The following is a 16,590-nucleotide window of genomic DNA, read 5'->3' as shown; positions in this document are numbered from 1 at the left end:
CCGCGCGGCCTACCAGCGTGCGGTGTCGGCCGGCAGCTTCGTGCTGGTCGGTCGGACGACGTAGACGACGCCACCGCTGCCCTGCATCCACGCCTTCTCGAACTGCGCGCGGGAGTAGACGCGGCGCACCGACGAGTTCCTCGCCGCGGCGGGGTCGTTGACGATGACGTCGCCGGTCGCGGTGAACCCGCGCACGACCATCAGGTGGCCCGGCGTCGACGAGATCGGCGAGCCCGTCAGCTGGCCGCGGCCGAAGGCGACCGACGCGACGAGCGGGATGCCGGAGCGGATGAACGACTCGGCGTCGCGCAGGGAGTCCAGGCGCGTCACGAACGTGTCGAGCGAGTAGTTGGCGGCGTAGGCGGTGTTGAACGCCCAGTTGCCGGTGCCCTTGTACTCGTGGTCGTACGTGTAGCGCGCCGCGTGGTCGACGAACGAGTCGGCGTAGCGCGACCACGTGTAGGCCGACTTCTTCGGACCCTTGCCGTAGTAGCGCATGACCATCGACGTCGACGTCGGCGAGCACCACGCCTCGCCGCCGCCGCCCCACTGCGGGAACTCGCCGCGGTGGATCATCTGCGACGACATCGGCACCGCGAGATCGGTCGTCGCCGCCATGGTGGTGGCGCTGGTGCCGGTCGCGCGGGTCGTGTAGGTCGCCGCGACGGCGTTGACGGCGTGCAGCGTGGGGGTCGAGCGGCTGCCCTTGGGGCGGTGCAGCACGACGCGCACCTGGTAGGCGTCGAAGCTCCTGCCGGCGTTGGCCACGACGGTGTCGGTCGAGACGCGCGCGAGGTCGTCGGTCTGCGCCGAGTACGACGACCGCTTGACCCGCGACGTGCTGCCGGCCCAGCGGGCCACGGAGTCCCAGCTGCCGACCGACGAGCCCTTGCGCACCCGCACCTCGATGCGCGCCCACGTGCCACCCGGCGTCGTGACGCTCCACGACGGGATCAGCGACGTGGCCGCGAAGCCGGTGGACTGCCACGGGCCCTGCCACGAGGCCTTGTCGTACGACTTCTTGCCGCCCGAGACGCGGGGGTCCTTGTAGCGGGTCGTGGACGTGCCGGAGCCGATCGTCATCTTTCCGGACTTCGCGGCCAGGCCCTTGGACGTGCCGAGGCGGAAGTCGGACGTGGACGTCCAGCGGTGGAAGGCGGTCTGGTCGGTGGCGGCCGTCGCGGGGACGGCGGAGACGACGCCGAGGCCGACGACGGCCGAGGCGAGCAGGGGAAGGATGCGGCGCATCGCACCATGGTAGGCCCCGAATGGGGCGCGTGGGGCTGATGTGACAGGTTGCCGTGCTCCGGACGTCATCGGGCCCGGTGCGCCGAGCCGATAGGGTTGTGCCGTGCCATTCCAGCTCTACGACACCGCGTCCCGGCAGATCCGCGCCCTCGACCCGGTCGTGCCCGGCCGGGTGTCGATCTACCACTGCGGGCTGACGGTGCAGGGCCCCCCGCACATCGGTCACATCCGCAAGGAGGTCGTCTTCGACGTCCTGCGCCGGTGGCTCGAGCGGTCGGGGCTCGAGGTGTCGATCGTCGCGAACGTGACCGACATCGACGACAAGATCCTGGCCAAGGGTGACGAGCAGGGACGTCCGTGGTTCGCGGTGGCCTACGAGAACGAGCGGGCGCTGCACGCGGCGTACGAGGTGCTGGGCTGCATCCCCCCGACGTACGAGCCGCGCGCCACCGGCGTCGTCCCCGAGATGATCGAGATGATGCAGACGCTGATCGAGCGGGGTCACGCCTACGCCGCCGAGGACGGCTCGGGCGACGTGTACTTCGACGTCCGCTCGTGGCCCTCCTACGGCGAGCTGTCGGGGCAGAAGGTCGACGACATGCTCAACGCCGAGGACGCGCCGCCCGAGGGCAAGCGCGACGGCCGCGACTTCGCGCTCTGGAAGGGCCACAAGGACGGCGACCCCGAGTCGGCGTCGTGGCCGACGCCCTGGGGTCGCGGACGTCCGGGCTGGCACCTCGAGTGCTCGGCGATGGCCGCGAAGTACCTCGGCCACGAGTTCGACATCCATGGCGGCGGGCTCGACCTGCGCTTCCCGCACCACGAGAACGAGCTCGCGCAGTCGCGCGCCGCGGGCCAGCCGTTCGCGCGGGTGTGGATGCACAACGCGATGCTCAACCTGGCCGGCGCCAAGATGTCGAAGTCGGTCGGCAACACGCTGATGGTCAGCGAGGTCGTCAAGCGCGTGAAGCCCATCGCGCTGCGCTACTACCTCGCCGCCTCGCACTACCGATCGATCGTCGAGTTCAGCGAGGAGTCGCTGGCCGAGGCCGCGACGGCGTTCGGCCGCATCGAGGGATTCGTCCGGCGGGCCGCGGCGCTCGCGGGACCGGGCGAGCCCGGCGACGTCCCGGCCGAGTTCGCCGCCGCGATGGACGACGACCTGTCGGTGCCGGCCGCGCTGGCGGTGCTGCAGGGGCACGTCACCGACGGCAACTCGCTGCTGACGGCCGGCGACACCGCCGGTGCCGGCGGGGCGCTGGCGCGCGTGCGGGGCATGCTCGACGTGCTCGGTTTGGACCCACTGTCCCCGACGTGGGATCGTGGGGGTGACGATGCCGCCCAGGTGCAGGTGATCGACGCCCTCGTCGAGGGCCTCCTCGAACAGCGCCAGGCAGCACGGGCCGCCAAGGACTTCGCCACCGCAGACCGCGTGCGCGACCAGCTCACGGCGGCCGGCATCGACATCGAGGACACGCCGCAGGGTGCGCGCTGGTCCGTGAAGGGTTGAGACCATGCCGGGCAACAGCAGGCGCAGAGGCGCCATCAACAAGAGCGGGAAGGGCAACCCCACCGCCGGTTCGGGCGGACGCCGCCGTCAGGGCCTCGAGGGCAAGGGGCCGACGCCGCGCGCCGAGGACCGCCCCAACCACAAGCTGTACAAGATGAAGAACGCGACCGCCAAGCGCGAGCAGGCCCGCCCCAAGCGCGCCAAGCCGGGCGAGGCGGCCGAGTGGGTCGCCGGGCGCAACTCGGTGCTCGAGCTGCTGCGCGCGACGGTCCCCGTCCACGCGCTGTACGTCGCCGAGGGCACCGACCGCGACGAGAAGATCCGCGAGATCTTCAAGCTCGCCGCCGAGCAGCACGTCAGCCTGCTCGAGATCGGTCGCATCGAGCTCGACAAGCTCACCGGCGGAGCGGTCCACCAGGGCATCGCCGCCAAGCTCAACGCGTACGAGTACGCCGATCCGCAGGACCTGCTCGACCTCGCGGCCGAGCGCGACGAGCCCGCGCTGATCCTGGTGCTCGACGGCATCACCGACCCCCGCAACCTCGGCGCGATCATCCGCTCGGCATCGGGCTTCGGTGCGCACGGCGTCGTGATCCCCGAGCGTCGCGCGGCGCAGATCACCGCCGCGGCCTGGAAGACGTCCGCCGGTGCGGCCGCCCGCGTGCCCGTCGCGCGCGTCACCAACATCACCCGCACGCTCAAGCAGTTCCAGGACGACGGCTGCATGGTCATCGGCCTGGCCGCCGACGGCACGGTCGACGTCGCCGACTCGCAGATGGTCGACGGACCGCTGGTCGTCGTCATCGGCAGCGAGGGCAAGGGCCTGTCGCGCCTCGTCGGCGAGACGTGCGACGAGATCGTCTCGATCCCGATGAGCACGGGGCTCGAGAGCCTCAACGCCGGCGTGGCCGCGGGCATCGCGCTCTACGCGATCAGCCAGCAGCGCGGCTGACCCGGCCCGCACCCGGCCCCGACCCGGGCCGGGTGGGTCAGGTCACACGTCCGCGATGTGGCACGGCGACCGGACGCGAGAGGACCGAACTACCGTGGAGGACATGAGCGACGACGACACCGCGGTGACCGACCCGGCCGTGCTGCAGAAGTCGTTCCGTGCCGCGATGGGCAACGTCGCCGCGGCGGTGTCGGTCGTGACGACGTTCCACGACGGCGCTCCGCACGGCGCGACCGTCAGCGCGTTCTCGTCGCTGTCGATGGACCCCCCGATGCTGCTGGTGTCCCTCGACAACCGGTCGAGGTTGCTCGCCAAGCTGACGGTCGGCGCCCGGATCGGGGTCAACGTCCTGGCGGCACACCAGGAGCACGTGGCGATGCGGTTCGCGGGCAAGGGTGAGGACAAGTTCCTCGACGTGCCGTGGCAGCTCGAGGACGGTGCACCGGCGCTGACCGAGCGTCACGCATGGGTCGCCCTGACGGTCGCGCAGCTCGTCGTCGCGGGCGATCACACGATCGTGCTCGGCGACGTCGAGGCGGCCGACGCCTCGACGTCCTCGCCGCTGACCTACTGGCAGCGCACCTTCGGCACGCACCAGCGCTCCTGACGCACGGCTCAGCCGAGGACGCGGTCGAGGTAGGCGTTGCCGAACGTCCGGCCCGGGTCGAGCTCGTCGCGGACGGCCACGAAGTCGTCGAACCTCGCGTAGCGCTGCGCGAAGTAGCCCGCGTCGAGCGTGTGGAGCTTGCCCCAGTGCGGGCGTCCCTCGTGCGCCGTGAAGATGTCCTGCGCGGCGGCGAAGTACGCCCGGTAGTCGCTGCGCCAGTACTGGTGCACCGCGACGTAGCAGTTGTCGCGCTCGTGGCCCGTCGACATCCACACGTCGTCGGCGGCGGTGAACCGCACCTCGATCGGGAACGAGATGTTCTCGTGCCCGGCGCCGAACCACGCCGCGAGCTCGTCGAGCACGTGCGGCAGGGCCTCGCGGGGCATCGCGAACTCGGCCTCGCGGAACCGCACGTCGCGCGACGAGACGAACACCTCGAACGAGTCGTCGACGAACTCGCGGGCGCTCAGCACCGAGGCGGCGACGCCGTTGACGCGCGGGATCCACGACCTCCTGCGCGCGACGACGCGGTTGATGCCCTCGAAGGCGGTGTTGCTGAGCAGCTCGTCGTCGACCCACCGGCGGACGCGCCCGAGCGGACGGCGCGCCGTGCCCTCGGGGACGCGGTTGTTGCGCTTGGTCAGCGTCCTGGTGGTGTGCGGGAACCAGTAGAACTCGAAGTGGTCGTTGTCGTCGACGAGCGACGGGAGCTGCTCCATGACCGCGGGCAGCGCCAAGGGCTCCTCGCGGGCGTGCAGCAGGAACGCCGGCACGCACTGCAGCGTCACCTCGGTGACGATGCCGAGGGCGCCGAGCGTCACCCGCGCCGCGCCGAACCACGGGTGGTGCTCGTCGATCTCGAGGACGTCGCCCGCCGCGGTGACGAGCTGCACCGCCACGACGGCCGCCGAAATGCCGAACAGGCGTCCGCCGGTGCCGTGGGTGCCGGTCGAGATCGCCCCGGCGACCGACTGGGGGTCGACGTCGCCGAGGTTGGGCAGCGCGAGCCCGCGGCCGCGCAGCAGGGGGTTGAGGTCGTGCAGCGAGATGCCGGCCTGCACGCGGACGCGCCGGGTCGTGACGTCGACCGCGACGATCGCGGTCATGCGGTCGAGCCGCAGCAGCACGCCGTCGGTCGCGCCGATCGTGGTGAACGAGTGGCTCGCGCCGATCGCCTTGACGGGCAGGCCCGCCGAGACGGCCTCGCGGACGGTCGCGACGACGTCGGCGGTCGACGTCGGGTGGGCGGTGCGGACGGGGTGCGACTCGGCGCTGCGGCCCCAGTTCGTCCAGCGCTCGCGGGTGGTGTGCTCAGCCAAAGTTCTTCCCCTCGCCCCGGTAGGTGGGCACGGTCTCGACGGCGCCGGTCTCGTCGACGATCGCGACGGCGTCGAAGCGCTCGCACATCTCGCCGGCCTTGGCGTAGCGCATCACGACCCGGTCGCCGATCGAGAGCGTCCGGGCGGCGCGGCCCTTGACCGGGCTCTGCACCTCGCCGGCGCCCTCGGTGCCGATCGCGGTCAGGCCCGCGGGCCACGTCGGCAGCGGCTGGCGGTTCTTGTTGGTCGGGCCCGACGCGATGTAGCCGCCGGCGAACAGGGTCGCGACGTCCTTGGCCGGCTTGCGGACGACGGACAGCACGAAGTACGCGGCGGGGCGCGACTCGAAGGCGTCGTAGCCGTCGAACAGCACCGGCGAGAACAGGCCCGACCCGGCCGTCAGCTCGGTGATGGCCGGGTCCTGGCCCGTGACCTCGAGGCTGCCGGTGCCCCCGGCGTTGACGATCTCGAGCCGCGCGTGCTCGCCGACCGCGCGCACGACGGCGCCGCGACGCTCGAGCAGCTCGGCGGCCGAGCGCCTCTTGACGAGCCGGACGGCGGCGGACGAGTCGGGCAGGCCGGCGATCTGCGCGTCGTAGAACATCACGCCCACGAGGTCGAAGCCGCGACGCTGCTCGATCGCGGCGGCGAGCCGGCGGGCCTGGCGCGCGGTGTGGACGGGGGAGCGGCGGACGCCGAGGTGGATCGGTCCGAGCTTGAGCGATGCGTCGACGTCGAGGCAGACGCGGATGGCCGGGTGGTCGCGGCCGATGAGCGCGTCGACGTGGTCGAGCGACTCGATGCTGTCGACCATGACGGTGATCGCGGCGCGGCGGCGGTCGTCCGCGACCAGATCGCGCAGGGCCTCGCGGCTCGCGGTGGGGTAGGCCAGCAGGACGTCGTCGACGCCGTGGTCGACGAGCCAGTTCGACTCGGCCAGCGAGTACGACATGACGCCCGCGAAGCCGTCGCGCTGCAGCGTCCGCTCGACGATCGACCGCACCCGCACCGACTTGCTGGCCACGCGGATCGGGACGCCGCCGGCCCGGCGCACCAGGTCGTCGGCGTTGGCCCACAGGGCGGGGGCGTCGACGACGGCGAAGGGGGTGTCGATCTCGCTCGTCGCGTGCAGCAGCCGGTCGAAGGGTGCTTCCATCTCGTCAGTATGTCGCACCGGGGATCACCCCCTCGGTCGCCGATACTGGACCGATGCGCGCATGGATCGGAGCTCTCACCCTGGTGGCGGCGTCGTCCGTGCTGGCCGCCTGCACGTCGACGGCCGACGAGCCCGCGCCGGCCCCGACGTCGCCCGCCCCGACCGCCGAGGCGTCGACGACCCTGGCGGCCGAGGGCATCGACTGGCCCCGTGCGGGCTCGCCCCTGCCGGTGGCCGAGCCGCCGGCGGCGCCGGACGGCTTCGGCGCCGCCCTCGTCTCCCGCATGGCCGACGTCCTCACGACGTGGGCCGGCGCCACGACCGTCGACCCCGACGTCTGGCACGTCGAGACGCCCGTGGACGCCGTCGCCGACGCGCTGCCGCCGGCCGTGGGCGCGGCGCTGACCCGGCAGACCGCCGACGCGGTCTCGCCCGGCCTCGCGGTGGCTAACGTCTTCGGCGACGACGTCGAGGTGATCGGCGAGCCCGCCGTCACGACGGCGTGGAGGGTGACGATCAAGGACGACGACGCGGGCCAGCAGTACGTCGTCGTGCAGCTGCAGACGCGTGCGGCGTACGAGGTGCGACTGGGCGACGACGGGCCCACGAGGGTCGTCGGCGTGCTGCGGGTGCACGGCCTCAGCGCGTACCCGGGCACGGAGGACGACTTCGGCGTCACGACGGGCTGGCAGGAGTTCGGCGCCGGCGACTGCGCCCTGGCCGTCGACGACGCGCTCGTGCCCGACAACGACCTCGACAAGGCCGCGGCCGACCTCGCGACGTTCGTCGACGTCGGCGATCAGCCGGACGTGCGCATGCCGGCGCTCGACGACGAGGAGAAGGTCGACGACGCCTACCGCGACCGCTGCCGCGACGGCACGACCTGACGAGCGGCCGGGTCTGGCGCGGCCTCCCGCAGATGTCGGCACCTGTGGAGGTCGCGGGGTGCCGCAGACGTGCACAACCGCCGACATCGTGTCGGCCTCGTGCGGCAACCCCCTAGGATGGAGCCTCGGGCCCAGCCCGTACGCCTCTGTAGCTCAGTCGGTAGAGCGCCTTACTTGTAATAAGGATGTCGCGGGTTCGAATCCTGTCGGAGGCTCCCAGTCGTCGCAAGGAGCGCATGGATCGCGCGGACGCGACAGCCTGACCCTCTCCATCGATAGCCTGCCCGCGTGAGGACTGGACGGCGGGTGGCGGTCGCAGCCGCGGTGGCGGCGATGGCGACCTGCGTGGGCGGGTGCACCTCGGACCCGGGGCCGCGGCTGGCACCGGCGGCCCGGGCCGCGACGGACGTCGTCCAGAGGATCGACCCCGGCGCTGCCACGAGGCTGACGCTCGGTGGCACCCTCGCGGTGGTGGCCGAGCTCCCTCACCGGCACGCGGGCAACCAGGTCTTCTTCTCCTCCTTCGCCGGGGACGGCGAGGTGCTCGGCGCAGTCGTCCCCGAGGACGACGCCCCGATGGGTCGCGGTGCGTCGGCCCAGTCCCGACCCGTGCTCTACGACGTCGCGTCGAAGACGCTCACGGTCCTCGACGACGGAGCCCGCCCTGCGCCGACCTGGGTGTCCGACGTCGTCGGTGACGAGCGCGCCGTGGCGTGGGTCGAGGGCTCGGACTACAACATCGCCCACAGCACGTTCACGATCCACTCCTACGACCGCGTCACGCGGGAGGTCGCCGAGATCGGCAGGTTCGACGATCCGGACGGCCAGATCGCCTACGGCGGCGACCTGTCGATCGCCGGCGGCACCGCCTACTTCAGCACCTCCACCTTCCCCGGGAAGAAGGGGCAGGAGTCGGTGTACGCGATCCCGGTCGACGGGTCGACGCCGCCGGAGGTGGTGGCCGCCGGGGGCGAGCAGATCAGCATCGACGGTGACACGTTGAGGTACTGGGTGCGCAACCCGCGCGACGAGCGCGAGTACCCGAGGCACTTCACCCTCGACCTGGCGACCGGGGCGACCACCGCCGTCCCGGTGAACGAGCTCGCGGGCGAGGACGGCTTCTGCGGTGCCGAGACCACCGCTGCCTGGGAGATGTGGTGCACCGGGCGGACGCTCCGGCCGGGTCCGGAGATGGACCACGACGAGGCGCTGATCACGATCAGGGAGGCGTCGGGGCGCACGACCGAGTTCGCGCCGTTCCCCGTCGGCTCCCTCAACGCGAGCGTCCCCCACGCCGTCGTGGACCTGGGACGCTGGACGGGCATCTCGGTGCCGACGGACGACGGCCAGGAACGGGAGTTCCTCGTGGACCTCGACACCGAGGACGTCCGGGTGTTCCCCGACAACACCTCGTTCGGTGCCATGAGCCCGGACCGCACGACGGTGCTGGTGACCTCGTACGCCCGCGGGGGCGAGCCCGCGATGCAACGGGTCGTCGGCATCCCCGAGTAGCGACGATCGGGAGCTGCGCCCGTCGAACGGGGCCTACGGTGGGGGAGTGGTCGGTGGTCGGCGGTGGACGGTGCTCGGTGTCGCTCGGGCGAGCCACCCCGGTCCTGCCGCCGCCGTGACGCTCGCGGCGGTGCTGCTCGCGCTGACGTGGGGAGCATCGGCGGGAACGGCTGCCCTGATCGGGGTCGCGGCGCTCGCGGGTCAGCTGAGCGTCGGATGGTCCAACGACCTCGTCGACCGTCACCGCGACCGGACGTCGGGGCGCCGCGACAAGCCGTTGGCGACGGGCGAGATCACGCCGACGTCGGTGCGGGCCGCGATCGTCGTCGCCCTCGTCGTCGCCGTGGCGACATCGCTCTCGCTGGGCGCGCGGCCCGGCGGGCTGCACCTGGTGCTGGTCGCGACGGGGTGGGCCTACAACCTGGGGCTCAAGCGCACCGTGGTCTCGTGGCTGCCGTACGCGGTCTGCTTCGGCGGCCTGCCGGTCGTGGTGTCGCTGGCGGCCCGCGGCGAGGCGGGGCCGGTGTGGATCGTCGTCGCCGGGGCCCTGCTCGGCACCGGCGCCCACCTGGTCAACGCGGTGCCCGACCTCGAGGACGACCGGCGCACCGGCGTGGTCGGCCTGCCCCACCGGCTCGGCGCGCGACGGTCGGTCGACCTCGCGACGGCGCTGATGCTCGCCGGGACGGTCGTGACGGTCGTCGTGCCGGCCGAGGGTCTGGACGAGCTCGGCATCGCGGCGCTCGTGCTGTGCGGCGGCCTGCTGGTCGCGGGACGCGTATCGGGCGGTCGGGGCGCGTTCCCGGCCGCGATGGGCATCGCGCTGGTCGACGTCGTCGCCCTGCTGCTGCGCAGCTGACGCGGCGAGGCGGCACGCGCCGAGCGCTGCATTCCCGTCCACGAGTGGTGCGGAGTGGTCGGACACGCCGTCCCAGAACGTCCACTCCGCACCACTCGCGGTTCAGCGCAGGGCGGAGGCCAGCGTCGCGACGTGGGCGGGGCCGACCTCGCAGCACCCGCCGACCAGTCGGGCCCCGGCCTCGACCCAGGTCGGGACGAGCGCGAGGTCGAACGACGCGTGCCCCGTCCAGGCGTGCCGGTCGGCGTCCCACGCGCGGCCCTGGTTGGGGTAAGCGACGCCCGCTCCCACGCCCGCGGCGCGCGCGGCGTGCAGCGCGTCGAGCACGTCGTCGGGAGCGCAGCAGTTGACGCCTGCGGCGACGACCGACCGGCTGTCGGCGACGACCGCGAACGCCTCGTCGAGGGGCTGGCCGGCCCTGGTGCGACCGTCCGCTACGGCGTACGAGAACCATGCGTCGACGCCCAGGTCGTCGAGCAGCGGCACGAGCACCTCGGCCTCGCGGACGTCGGGGATCGTCTCGACCGCCAGGACGTCGGGACCCGCCGCGGCGAGCACCTCGAGACGGCGCGCGTGGAAGTCGCGCAGCGTCCGCGCGGGCACCCCGTAGTGGCCGCGGTACTCCGAGCCGTCCGCCAGCGCCGCGCCGTACGGGCCGACCGAGGCGGCGACCCACGACGGGGCGGACGCCTCGAGGTCCCGTGCGTCACGGGCCAGCCGGACGCTGTCGCGCACGAGCTGCTCGGCGGCGTCGGCCGTTATGCCGGCCGACACGAATCCGTCGACGCTGGCCTGGTAGCTCGCGGTCGTCGACACCTGCGCGCCCGCCGACAGGTAGCGGCGGTGCGCCGCGACGACCTGCTCGGGGGAGTCGCGCAGCAGCGCGGCGGTCCAGAGGTCGGACGACAGGTCGCAGCCCGCCTCGTCGAGGACGACCGAGAGGCCGCCGTCGAGCACGACGACGGGGCCGGAGGCGATCGCGTCGCGCAGGGTGCCGGTCGGTGCCGCTTCGGTGCTCATGGTCCGAGCCTAGACAGGTCGGGGGCAGGTTGATGTTGACACCATCAACATGAGCGGGCACAGTGATGTTGACACCGTCTACTTAGGAGCTCCCGTGGTCCGCAAACCGCTCGTCCTGCTCACCGTGTGCCTCGCCGCGCTCACGATCAACCTCAGCACCATGATCGTCAACATCGCCCTGCCGACCCTCGCGGAGGACCTCGACGCGGGCACCCGCTCGCTGCTGTGGATCGTCGACGGCTACAACCTGGCCTTCGCCGCGCTGGTGCTGGCGATGGGCAGCCTCTCGGACCGCTTCGGCCGTCGTCCCGCCCTGATCGTCGGCCTCGCCGGATTCGCCCTCAGCAACGCCGCGGCCGCGCTCGTCGACAGCAGCGGCGCCCTGATCGCCCTGCGCGTCGCAATGGGCGTGTTCGCCGCCCTCATCTTCCCGACGACGCTGTCGATCATCGCCAACACGTTCACGGGGCGCCGCGAGCGGGCGTCCGCGCTCGGCCTGTGGGGCGCCTCGGTGGGCGTCGGCGTGGCGCTCGGACCCGTCGGCGGTGGGGTGCTGCTGTCCCACTTCTCGTGGCACAGCGTGTTCTGGGCGGTCGTGCCGGTCGCCCTGGTGACGATCGCGATGGCCGTCGTCTTCGTCCCCGAGTCGCGCGACACGACGGTGCCGCGCATCGACCGTCCCGGCTTCGCGATCTCGGTGGCGGCGCTCGGCATCCTGACCTGGACGATCATCGAGGCGCCGGCCCACGGGTGGGGCAGCCCCGAGACGATCGTCGGGTTCGTCGTCGCGGCGCTGCTCGTGGCGGCCTTCGTCCGCGTCGAGCGGGCCGTCGAGCACCCCATGATCGACGTGACGCTGTTCCTCGACCGCCGCTTCAGCGCGGCCTGCGCGGCCGTGACGATCGCCTTCTTCGCGCTGTTCGGGTTCGTCTTCCTGATCACGCAGTTCTTCCAGTTCGTCCGCGACTACTCGGCACTCGAGACGGGCGTGCGGTTCCTGCCCGTCGCGCTGTCGATCGCCACCGCGTCGATCGTCGGCGGCATGTTGGCGCCCCGCCTCGGCACCCGGGCGGTCGTGACCCCGGGCCTGGTCATGATGGGCGCGTCGTTCCTGTGGATCTCGACGATCGGGGCCGACGTCCCGTTCGCGACCGTCGTGGTGCCGCAGATGATCCTGCTGGGCGGTGGCATCGGCCTGGTCAGCACGCCGGCCACCGAGTCGATCATGCAGGTGCTGCCGCCCGCCCGGGCCGGCGTCGGCTCGGCCGTCAACGACGCGACCCGCGAGCTCGGCGGCACGCTGGGCGTCGCGGTCGTCGGCTCGCTGTTCTCGTTCCAGTACGGCGAGCGGGTCGTGAGCCTGCTCGGAGGCGCCGTCGACGCCCCCACGGCCGACCGCGCCGCCGACTCGGTGGGGTTCGCGCACGCCCTCGCGCAGCGCGTCCCGGGCCTCGAGTCGGCGGTCGACACGGCCTTCCTCGACGGCTTCGGCCAGGCCTGCCTGATCGTCGGCGTCCTGTGCCTGGTGGGTGCCGTCGTCGCGGCGCTCTCGCTGCCGGCCGACCGGTACGACCCGTTGGCGCCGGTCGAGCCCGAGCTCGCCGCCGCGGGACCCGATGGCGACCGGCCGATACGGTGAGGGCATGTCCGCCTCGTCGTACCACCACGGCAACCTGAGGGAGGCCCTCGTCGAGGCGGCCGTCGAGGCCGCCAGGGCCAACGGCCCGGACGGCGTGGCGCTGCGCGAGCTGGCCCGGACGGTGGGCGTCTCGCACAGCGCCGCCTACCGGCACTTCTCGCACCGCGACGAGCTCATGAGCGCCGTCGCGGTGCGCGCCATGGCGGGACTGGTCGCCTCGATGCAGCACCGGCTGGACGTCGTCGAGCAGGTCGGGTCCGCCGACGACGTCCTGCGCGCGCGGCGGCGGCTGATCGCGGTCGGGCAGGGGTACGTCGCGTTCGCGCTGGGCGAGCCCGGTCTGTTCCGCTGCGCCTTCGCGGCCAAGACCGCCGCGGTCCTGGACGGTGACGTCCTCGCCGACCAGTCCGTGAACCCGTACGGCCTGCTCAGCGAGACGCTGGACGGTCTCGTCGACGTCGGGTTCCTGTCGCCCGAGGCGCGCGTGGGGGCCGAGATGACGTGCTGGTCGGCGGTGCACGGGTTCTCGGCGCTGCACCTCGACGGCCCGCTCGGCGAGGTCGACGACGTCGCACGCGACGAGGCGCTCGACCACGTGCTCGCGGCGATCGACCGGTCGTACGCCGCGAGCACCGGCACCGCGATCCGTCCCGACGACGACATCTTCGCCCGCGGCTGACCGCACCCGCGTCCGCGTCCGCGGCGCGAGTGGTGCACTCCCGTCCCCGAGTGGTGCGGTCCGGTCGGACATGCCGTCCCAGATCGTCCGAACTGCACCAGTCCCCTGCAAGCGGGAGGTGCCCCCAGCGAGTCGGCGCGAGTGGTGCGTCCCCGTCCGGTCGGGTCGGGGGTCACTCCGTGACGACGGCCTGCAGCTCGGCGAGGTAGCGGGCGTAGGCGTCGCGGGCGTCGGCCGACGGCCAGCCCGGCGGCTCCAGCTCGTCCGGCAGCAGGGGGTCGCGCGCGAGGTGGCGCACGAGGTGGGCCGCGACGGCCAGGCGGGGCCCCGGCTCGGACGTGGTCGTCAGGGCGGCCAGCACGCGCTCGGTCTCGTCGGCCCAGCCCGGCAGGTCCCACAGGGACGCCGCGAGGCCGGCCGATCCCTGGTGCGGGGTCGTGAGGAACGTCCGGACGTCGGGCGACGGCGGGTCGACGGCGTCGCGGCGCAGGTTCGCCGGTCGCATCCAGACGCCCTCGCGCAGCTCGCCCAGTCGTGCGTCGACGAGGCGCGACCGCAGCGCGGCGCGGTCCCCGCTGGGGCGCCCGGTCGTGACGACGACCGTCATCTCCCACGTGCCGTCCCACGGCGCGACGACCTCGTGGGCGTCCTGGCGGTCGCGGCGCCCCACGAGGCGCGGGCCGAGGCGGTAGCGCGCACCGTCGCGCACGAGCTCGTCCGCGGCGACCGCCCGGGTCAGGGCCACGCGCACCGTCGCCGGATTGATGCCGAGGTGGCGTGCGGCGGCCGCGAGCTGCGCGGCGCTGAGGCCGTCGGCGCCCGAGCCGAGGACGAGGCTGAGGACGACCGAGCGCGCGGGGAGCGGGGTGAACGCGGGCACCGGTCCACTGTCCCACACGGGGTGTTACCGAATGGTTGACAGTCGCCGACTCGGGCGTAACATCGAGTCATGACGACGCACGAGGTGACGAACCAGGCCCCGCCGCTGGTCGGCCACGACACGAGCGACGACCGCGCGCTGCGCGAGGGGCTCGAGCGCGAGGGTGCGGGGTGGGCCCTCGACGAGGTCTCGGCCCTCGGTCGGCTGGCGGGCACCGCCGAGGCCCAGCATCTCGGCCGCGTCGCCGAGCGCGACCGGCCGATCCTGCACACGCACGACCGGTACGGGCGCCGTGTCGACGAGGTCGAGTACACGCCGGCCTACCACGAGCTCATGCGCACCGCGGTCGCCCACGGGCTGCACGGGGCGCCCTGGGCCGACGACCGCCCGGGCGCCCACGTGGCGCGCGCCGCGAAGTTCGCGGTCTGGAACGTCGACGCGGGCCACGGCTGCCCCATCTCCATGACGTACGCCGTCGTGCCCGCCCTGCGCGCCGCACCGCAGCTGTCCGCGCAGCTCGAGCCACTGCTGACGGGGCGCGAGTACGATCCGGCGCTGCGCGACCCCGTCACGAAGCGCGGGCTGGTCGCCGGCATGTCGATGACCGAGAAGCAGGGCGGCTCCGACGTCCGCGCCAACACCACGACCGCCACCGAGCGTCCCGACGGGAAGTTCGAGCTCGTCGGCCACAAGTGGTTCACGAGCGCGCCGATGTCGGACCTCTTCCTGACGCTCGCGCAGACCGCGTCGGGCCTGTCGTGCTTCATGGTGCCGCGCGTGCTGCCCGGCGGCGAGCGCAACCGCGTGCAGCTGATGCGGCTGAAGGACAAGCTCGGCAACCGCTCCAACGCCTCGTCCGAGATCGAGTACGACGGGGCGTCCGGCTGGCTGGTGGGCGAGGAGGGCCGCGGCGTGCGGACGATCGTCGAGATGGTCAACATGACCCGCCTCGACTGCGTCATCGGCTCGACCACCGCGATGCGCTCGGCCCTCGTCCAGGCGGTGCACCACACCCGCCACCGGTCGGCGTTCGGCCGCCGGCTCGTCGACCAGCCGCTGATGCGCAACGTGCTGGCCGACCTCGCGATCGAGTCGGAGGCCGCGACCACCGTCATGATGCGCCTGGCCGGGGCCAACGACCGCGCGATCCGCGGCGACGAGGGCGAGGCCGCCCTGCGGCGCATCGCCCTGGCCGTCACGAAGTACCACGTGTGCAAGCGGGCACCGATGGTCGTCGGCGAGGCGCTGGAGTGCCTGGGCGGCAACGGCTACATCGAGGACTCCGACCTGCCCCGCATCTACCGCGAGGCACCGCTCCTGTCGATCTGGGAGGGCTCGGGCAACGTCGCCGCCCTCGACGCGCTGCGCGCCCTGGGCCGCGAGCCGCACACGCTCGACGCCTTCTTCGCCGAGGTCGAGCAGGCCGAGGGGGCGGACGTCCGCCTCGACGAGGCGCTCGGCCGGCTCAAGAAGGAGCTCGCATCGCCCGACGACATCGAGCACCGCGCCCGCCGCGTCGTCGAGCAGCTCGCCACGGTGCTGCAGGGGTCGCTGCTGGTGCGCCACGCGCCACCGGCGGTGGCCGACGCGTTCTGCGCCTCGCGGCTCGACGGCGACCACGGCGCGGCCTACGGCACCCTGCCGACAGGGCTCGACCTCGACGCGATCCTCGAGCGGACGCAGCCCTCGGGGGCGTGACACGTCCGGGTCGGGCTGGCAGGCTGTGACCACCCCGTCGAAGGAGTCTCCCGTGCGCACCCTGATCGTCACCACGTTCGTGTCACTCGACGGCGTCATGGAGGCGCCCGGCGGTGAGCCCGGCTACCGCAACGCCGGCTGGACGTTCAACGACGTCGAGTTCGTCCCCGAGGCGTACGAGATGAAGGGGCGCGAGCAGGAGGAGACCGGCGCGCTGCTGCTGGGCCGCGTCTCGTACGAGGCGTTCGCCCCGGTGTGGCCGACGATGGACGACTTCGCGGGCTACAACGCGATGCCGCGGTACGTCGTGTCGACGACGCTGACGCACGACGACGAGCGGTGGCCCGCCACGATCCTGTCGTCGGTCGACGACGTGGCCGAGCTCAAGCAGACCGACGGCGGGCCGATCGCGGTGCATGGGAGCGCGACGCTCGCGAAGTCGCTCGCCGACGCCGGGCTCGTCGACCGGTACCACCTGCTGGTCTTCCCGGTGCTGCTCGGCGCGGGCAAGCGGCTGTTCGGCGAGGCGGACGTGGACGCGACGAGGCTGCGGCTGGTCGAGCACGACGTGTACTCCAACGGGATCCAGAAGAACGTCTTCGACGTCGTCCGCTGACCCCGGTC

General features: G+C 72.9%; 15 protein-coding genes and 1 tRNA gene. 11 read left to right on the top strand and 5 right to left on the bottom strand.

Annotated elements, in window-relative coordinates; all coding sequences use genetic code 11:
* Positions 1–9: 9 nt before the first annotated feature.
* Complete coding sequence (locus tag IFT73_RS07590; protein WP_192167114.1) at positions 10–1,248, bottom strand: peptidase C39 family protein; 1,239 nt, start codon at positions 1,246–1,248, stop codon at positions 10–12.
* Between the two features lie 103 nt (positions 1,249–1,351).
* On the opposite strand from IFT73_RS07590, the gene cysS reads away from it, so the two are divergent.
* The 3 genes from cysS to IFT73_RS07575 all read left to right on the top strand — a co-directional run bounded on the left by cysS (position 1,352) and on the right by IFT73_RS07575 (position 4,317).
* On the top strand, positions 1,352–2,758 hold the full coding sequence (cysS, locus tag IFT73_RS07585; RefSeq protein WP_192167113.1) for a cysteine--tRNA ligase: 1,407 nt from the start codon (positions 1,352–1,354) through the stop codon (positions 2,756–2,758).
* A 4-nt stretch (positions 2,759–2,762) separates the two neighbouring features.
* On the top strand, positions 2,763–3,710 hold the full coding sequence (gene rlmB, locus IFT73_RS07580; RefSeq protein ID WP_192167112.1) for a 23S rRNA (guanosine(2251)-2'-O)-methyltransferase RlmB: 948 nt from the start codon (positions 2,763–2,765) through the stop codon (positions 3,708–3,710).
* 103 nt (positions 3,711–3,813) lie between these two features.
* Complete coding sequence (locus IFT73_RS07575; RefSeq protein ID WP_192167111.1) at positions 3,814–4,317, top strand: flavin reductase family protein; 504 nt, start codon at positions 3,814–3,816, stop codon at positions 4,315–4,317.
* Between the two features lie 8 nt (positions 4,318–4,325).
* Here the strand turns inward: IFT73_RS07575 and IFT73_RS07570 are convergent, their stop codons facing one another.
* Together IFT73_RS07570 and IFT73_RS07565 are read right to left on the bottom strand one after the other, a co-directional pair.
* Positions 4,326–5,636, bottom strand: coding sequence for a D-arabinono-1,4-lactone oxidase (locus IFT73_RS07570; protein WP_192167110.1), 1,311 nt, complete (start codon positions 5,634–5,636; stop codon positions 4,326–4,328).
* The gene (locus IFT73_RS07565; RefSeq protein WP_192167109.1) at positions 5,629–6,792 is read right to left on the bottom strand and encodes an alanine racemase; all 1,164 of its coding nucleotides are present in this window, start codon (positions 6,790–6,792) and stop codon (positions 5,629–5,631) included. Before IFT73_RS07565 ends, IFT73_RS07570 begins: the two co-directional genes overlap by 8 nt.
* A gap of 53 nt (positions 6,793–6,845) precedes the next feature.
* Between IFT73_RS07565 and IFT73_RS07560 the strand changes: the two genes are divergently transcribed.
* The 4 genes from IFT73_RS07560 to IFT73_RS07545 all read left to right on the top strand — a co-directional run bounded on the left by IFT73_RS07560 (position 6,846) and on the right by IFT73_RS07545 (position 10,050).
* Positions 6,846–7,679: a hypothetical protein gene (locus IFT73_RS07560; protein WP_192167108.1), complete on the top strand. Its 834-nt coding sequence runs from the start codon at positions 6,846–6,848 to the stop codon at positions 7,677–7,679.
* A gap of 142 nt (positions 7,680–7,821) precedes the next feature.
* A tRNA-Thr gene (locus tag IFT73_RS07555) sits at positions 7,822–7,894 on the top strand.
* Positions 7,895–7,967: 73 nt separating this feature from the next.
* On the top strand, positions 7,968–9,191 hold the full coding sequence (locus IFT73_RS07550; RefSeq protein ID WP_192167107.1) for a hypothetical protein: 1,224 nt from the start codon (positions 7,968–7,970) through the stop codon (positions 9,189–9,191).
* A 70-nt stretch (positions 9,192–9,261) separates the two neighbouring features.
* Positions 9,262–10,050: a UbiA family prenyltransferase gene (locus tag IFT73_RS07545; protein ID WP_192167106.1), complete on the top strand. Its 789-nt coding sequence runs from the start codon at positions 9,262–9,264 to the stop codon at positions 10,048–10,050.
* Between the two features lie 102 nt (positions 10,051–10,152).
* On the opposite strand, the gene mmuM is transcribed toward IFT73_RS07545, so the two are convergent.
* On the bottom strand, positions 10,153–11,070 hold the full coding sequence (gene mmuM / locus IFT73_RS07540; RefSeq protein WP_192167105.1) for a homocysteine S-methyltransferase: 918 nt from the start codon (positions 11,068–11,070) through the stop codon (positions 10,153–10,155).
* Between the two features lie 94 nt (positions 11,071–11,164).
* On the opposite strand from mmuM, the gene IFT73_RS07535 reads away from it, so the two are divergent.
* Both IFT73_RS07535 and IFT73_RS07530 read left to right on the top strand, forming a co-directional pair.
* On the top strand, positions 11,165–12,709 hold the full coding sequence (locus tag IFT73_RS07535) for a DHA2 family efflux MFS transporter permease subunit (protein ID WP_197983834.1): 1,545 nt from the start codon (positions 11,165–11,167) through the stop codon (positions 12,707–12,709).
* Between the two features lie 4 nt (positions 12,710–12,713).
* The gene (locus tag IFT73_RS07530) at positions 12,714–13,388 is read left to right on the top strand and encodes a TetR/AcrR family transcriptional regulator (protein ID WP_192167103.1); all 675 of its coding nucleotides are present in this window, start codon (positions 12,714–12,716) and stop codon (positions 13,386–13,388) included.
* A 172-nt stretch (positions 13,389–13,560) separates the two neighbouring features.
* On the opposite strand, the gene IFT73_RS19545 is transcribed toward IFT73_RS07530, so the two are convergent.
* A complete protein-coding gene (locus IFT73_RS19545) occupies positions 13,561–14,268 on the bottom strand; it encodes a PaaX family transcriptional regulator C-terminal domain-containing protein (protein ID WP_192167102.1) in 708 nt (235 codons plus the stop codon).
* 69 nt (positions 14,269–14,337) lie between these two features.
* Here IFT73_RS19545 and IFT73_RS07520 point away from each other — a divergent pair, with 69 nt between their 5' ends.
* The gene (locus tag IFT73_RS07520; protein WP_192167101.1) at positions 14,338–15,966 is read left to right on the top strand and encodes an acyl-CoA dehydrogenase family protein; all 1,629 of its coding nucleotides are present in this window, start codon (positions 14,338–14,340) and stop codon (positions 15,964–15,966) included.
* A gap of 52 nt (positions 15,967–16,018) precedes the next feature.
* On the top strand, positions 16,019–16,582 hold the full coding sequence (locus IFT73_RS07515) for a dihydrofolate reductase family protein (protein WP_192167100.1): 564 nt from the start codon (positions 16,019–16,021) through the stop codon (positions 16,580–16,582).
* The last annotated feature ends 8 nt before the right edge of the window (positions 16,583–16,590 follow it).

The organism is Aeromicrobium sp. CFBP 8757 (assembly GCF_014841755.1).
GTDB lineage: Bacteria > Actinomycetota > Actinomycetes > Propionibacteriales > Nocardioidaceae > Aeromicrobium.
The sequence above is the reverse complement of the archived record's forward strand: the minus strand, read 5'-3'. Positions and strand labels throughout refer to the sequence as shown.

What these genes read in the sequence shown, in the direction of transcription:
- IFT73_RS07565 (WP_192167109.1), bottom strand. Translation starts at nt 6,792, where the DNA reads ATGGAAGCACCCTTCGACCGGCTGCTGCACGCGACGAGCGAGATCGAC.
- mmuM (WP_192167105.1), bottom strand. Translation starts at nt 11,070, where the DNA reads ATGAGCACCGAAGCGGCACCGACCGGCACCCTGCGCGACGCGATCGCC.
- IFT73_RS07520 (WP_192167101.1), top strand. Translation starts at nt 14,338, where the DNA reads ATGACGACGCACGAGGTGACGAACCAGGCCCCGCCGCTGGTCGGCCAC.
- IFT73_RS07560 (WP_192167108.1), top strand. Translation starts at nt 6,846, where the DNA reads ATGCGCGCATGGATCGGAGCTCTCACCCTGGTGGCGGCGTCGTCCGTG.
- IFT73_RS07575 (WP_192167111.1), top strand. Translation starts at nt 3,814, where the DNA reads ATGAGCGACGACGACACCGCGGTGACCGACCCGGCCGTGCTGCAGAAG.
- IFT73_RS07530 (WP_192167103.1), top strand. Translation starts at nt 12,714, where the DNA reads ATGTCCGCCTCGTCGTACCACCACGGCAACCTGAGGGAGGCCCTCGTC.
- IFT73_RS07590 (WP_192167114.1), bottom strand. Translation starts at nt 1,248, where the DNA reads ATGCGCCGCATCCTTCCCCTGCTCGCCTCGGCCGTCGTCGGCCTCGGC.
- rlmB (WP_192167112.1), top strand. Translation starts at nt 2,763, where the DNA reads ATGCCGGGCAACAGCAGGCGCAGAGGCGCCATCAACAAGAGCGGGAAG.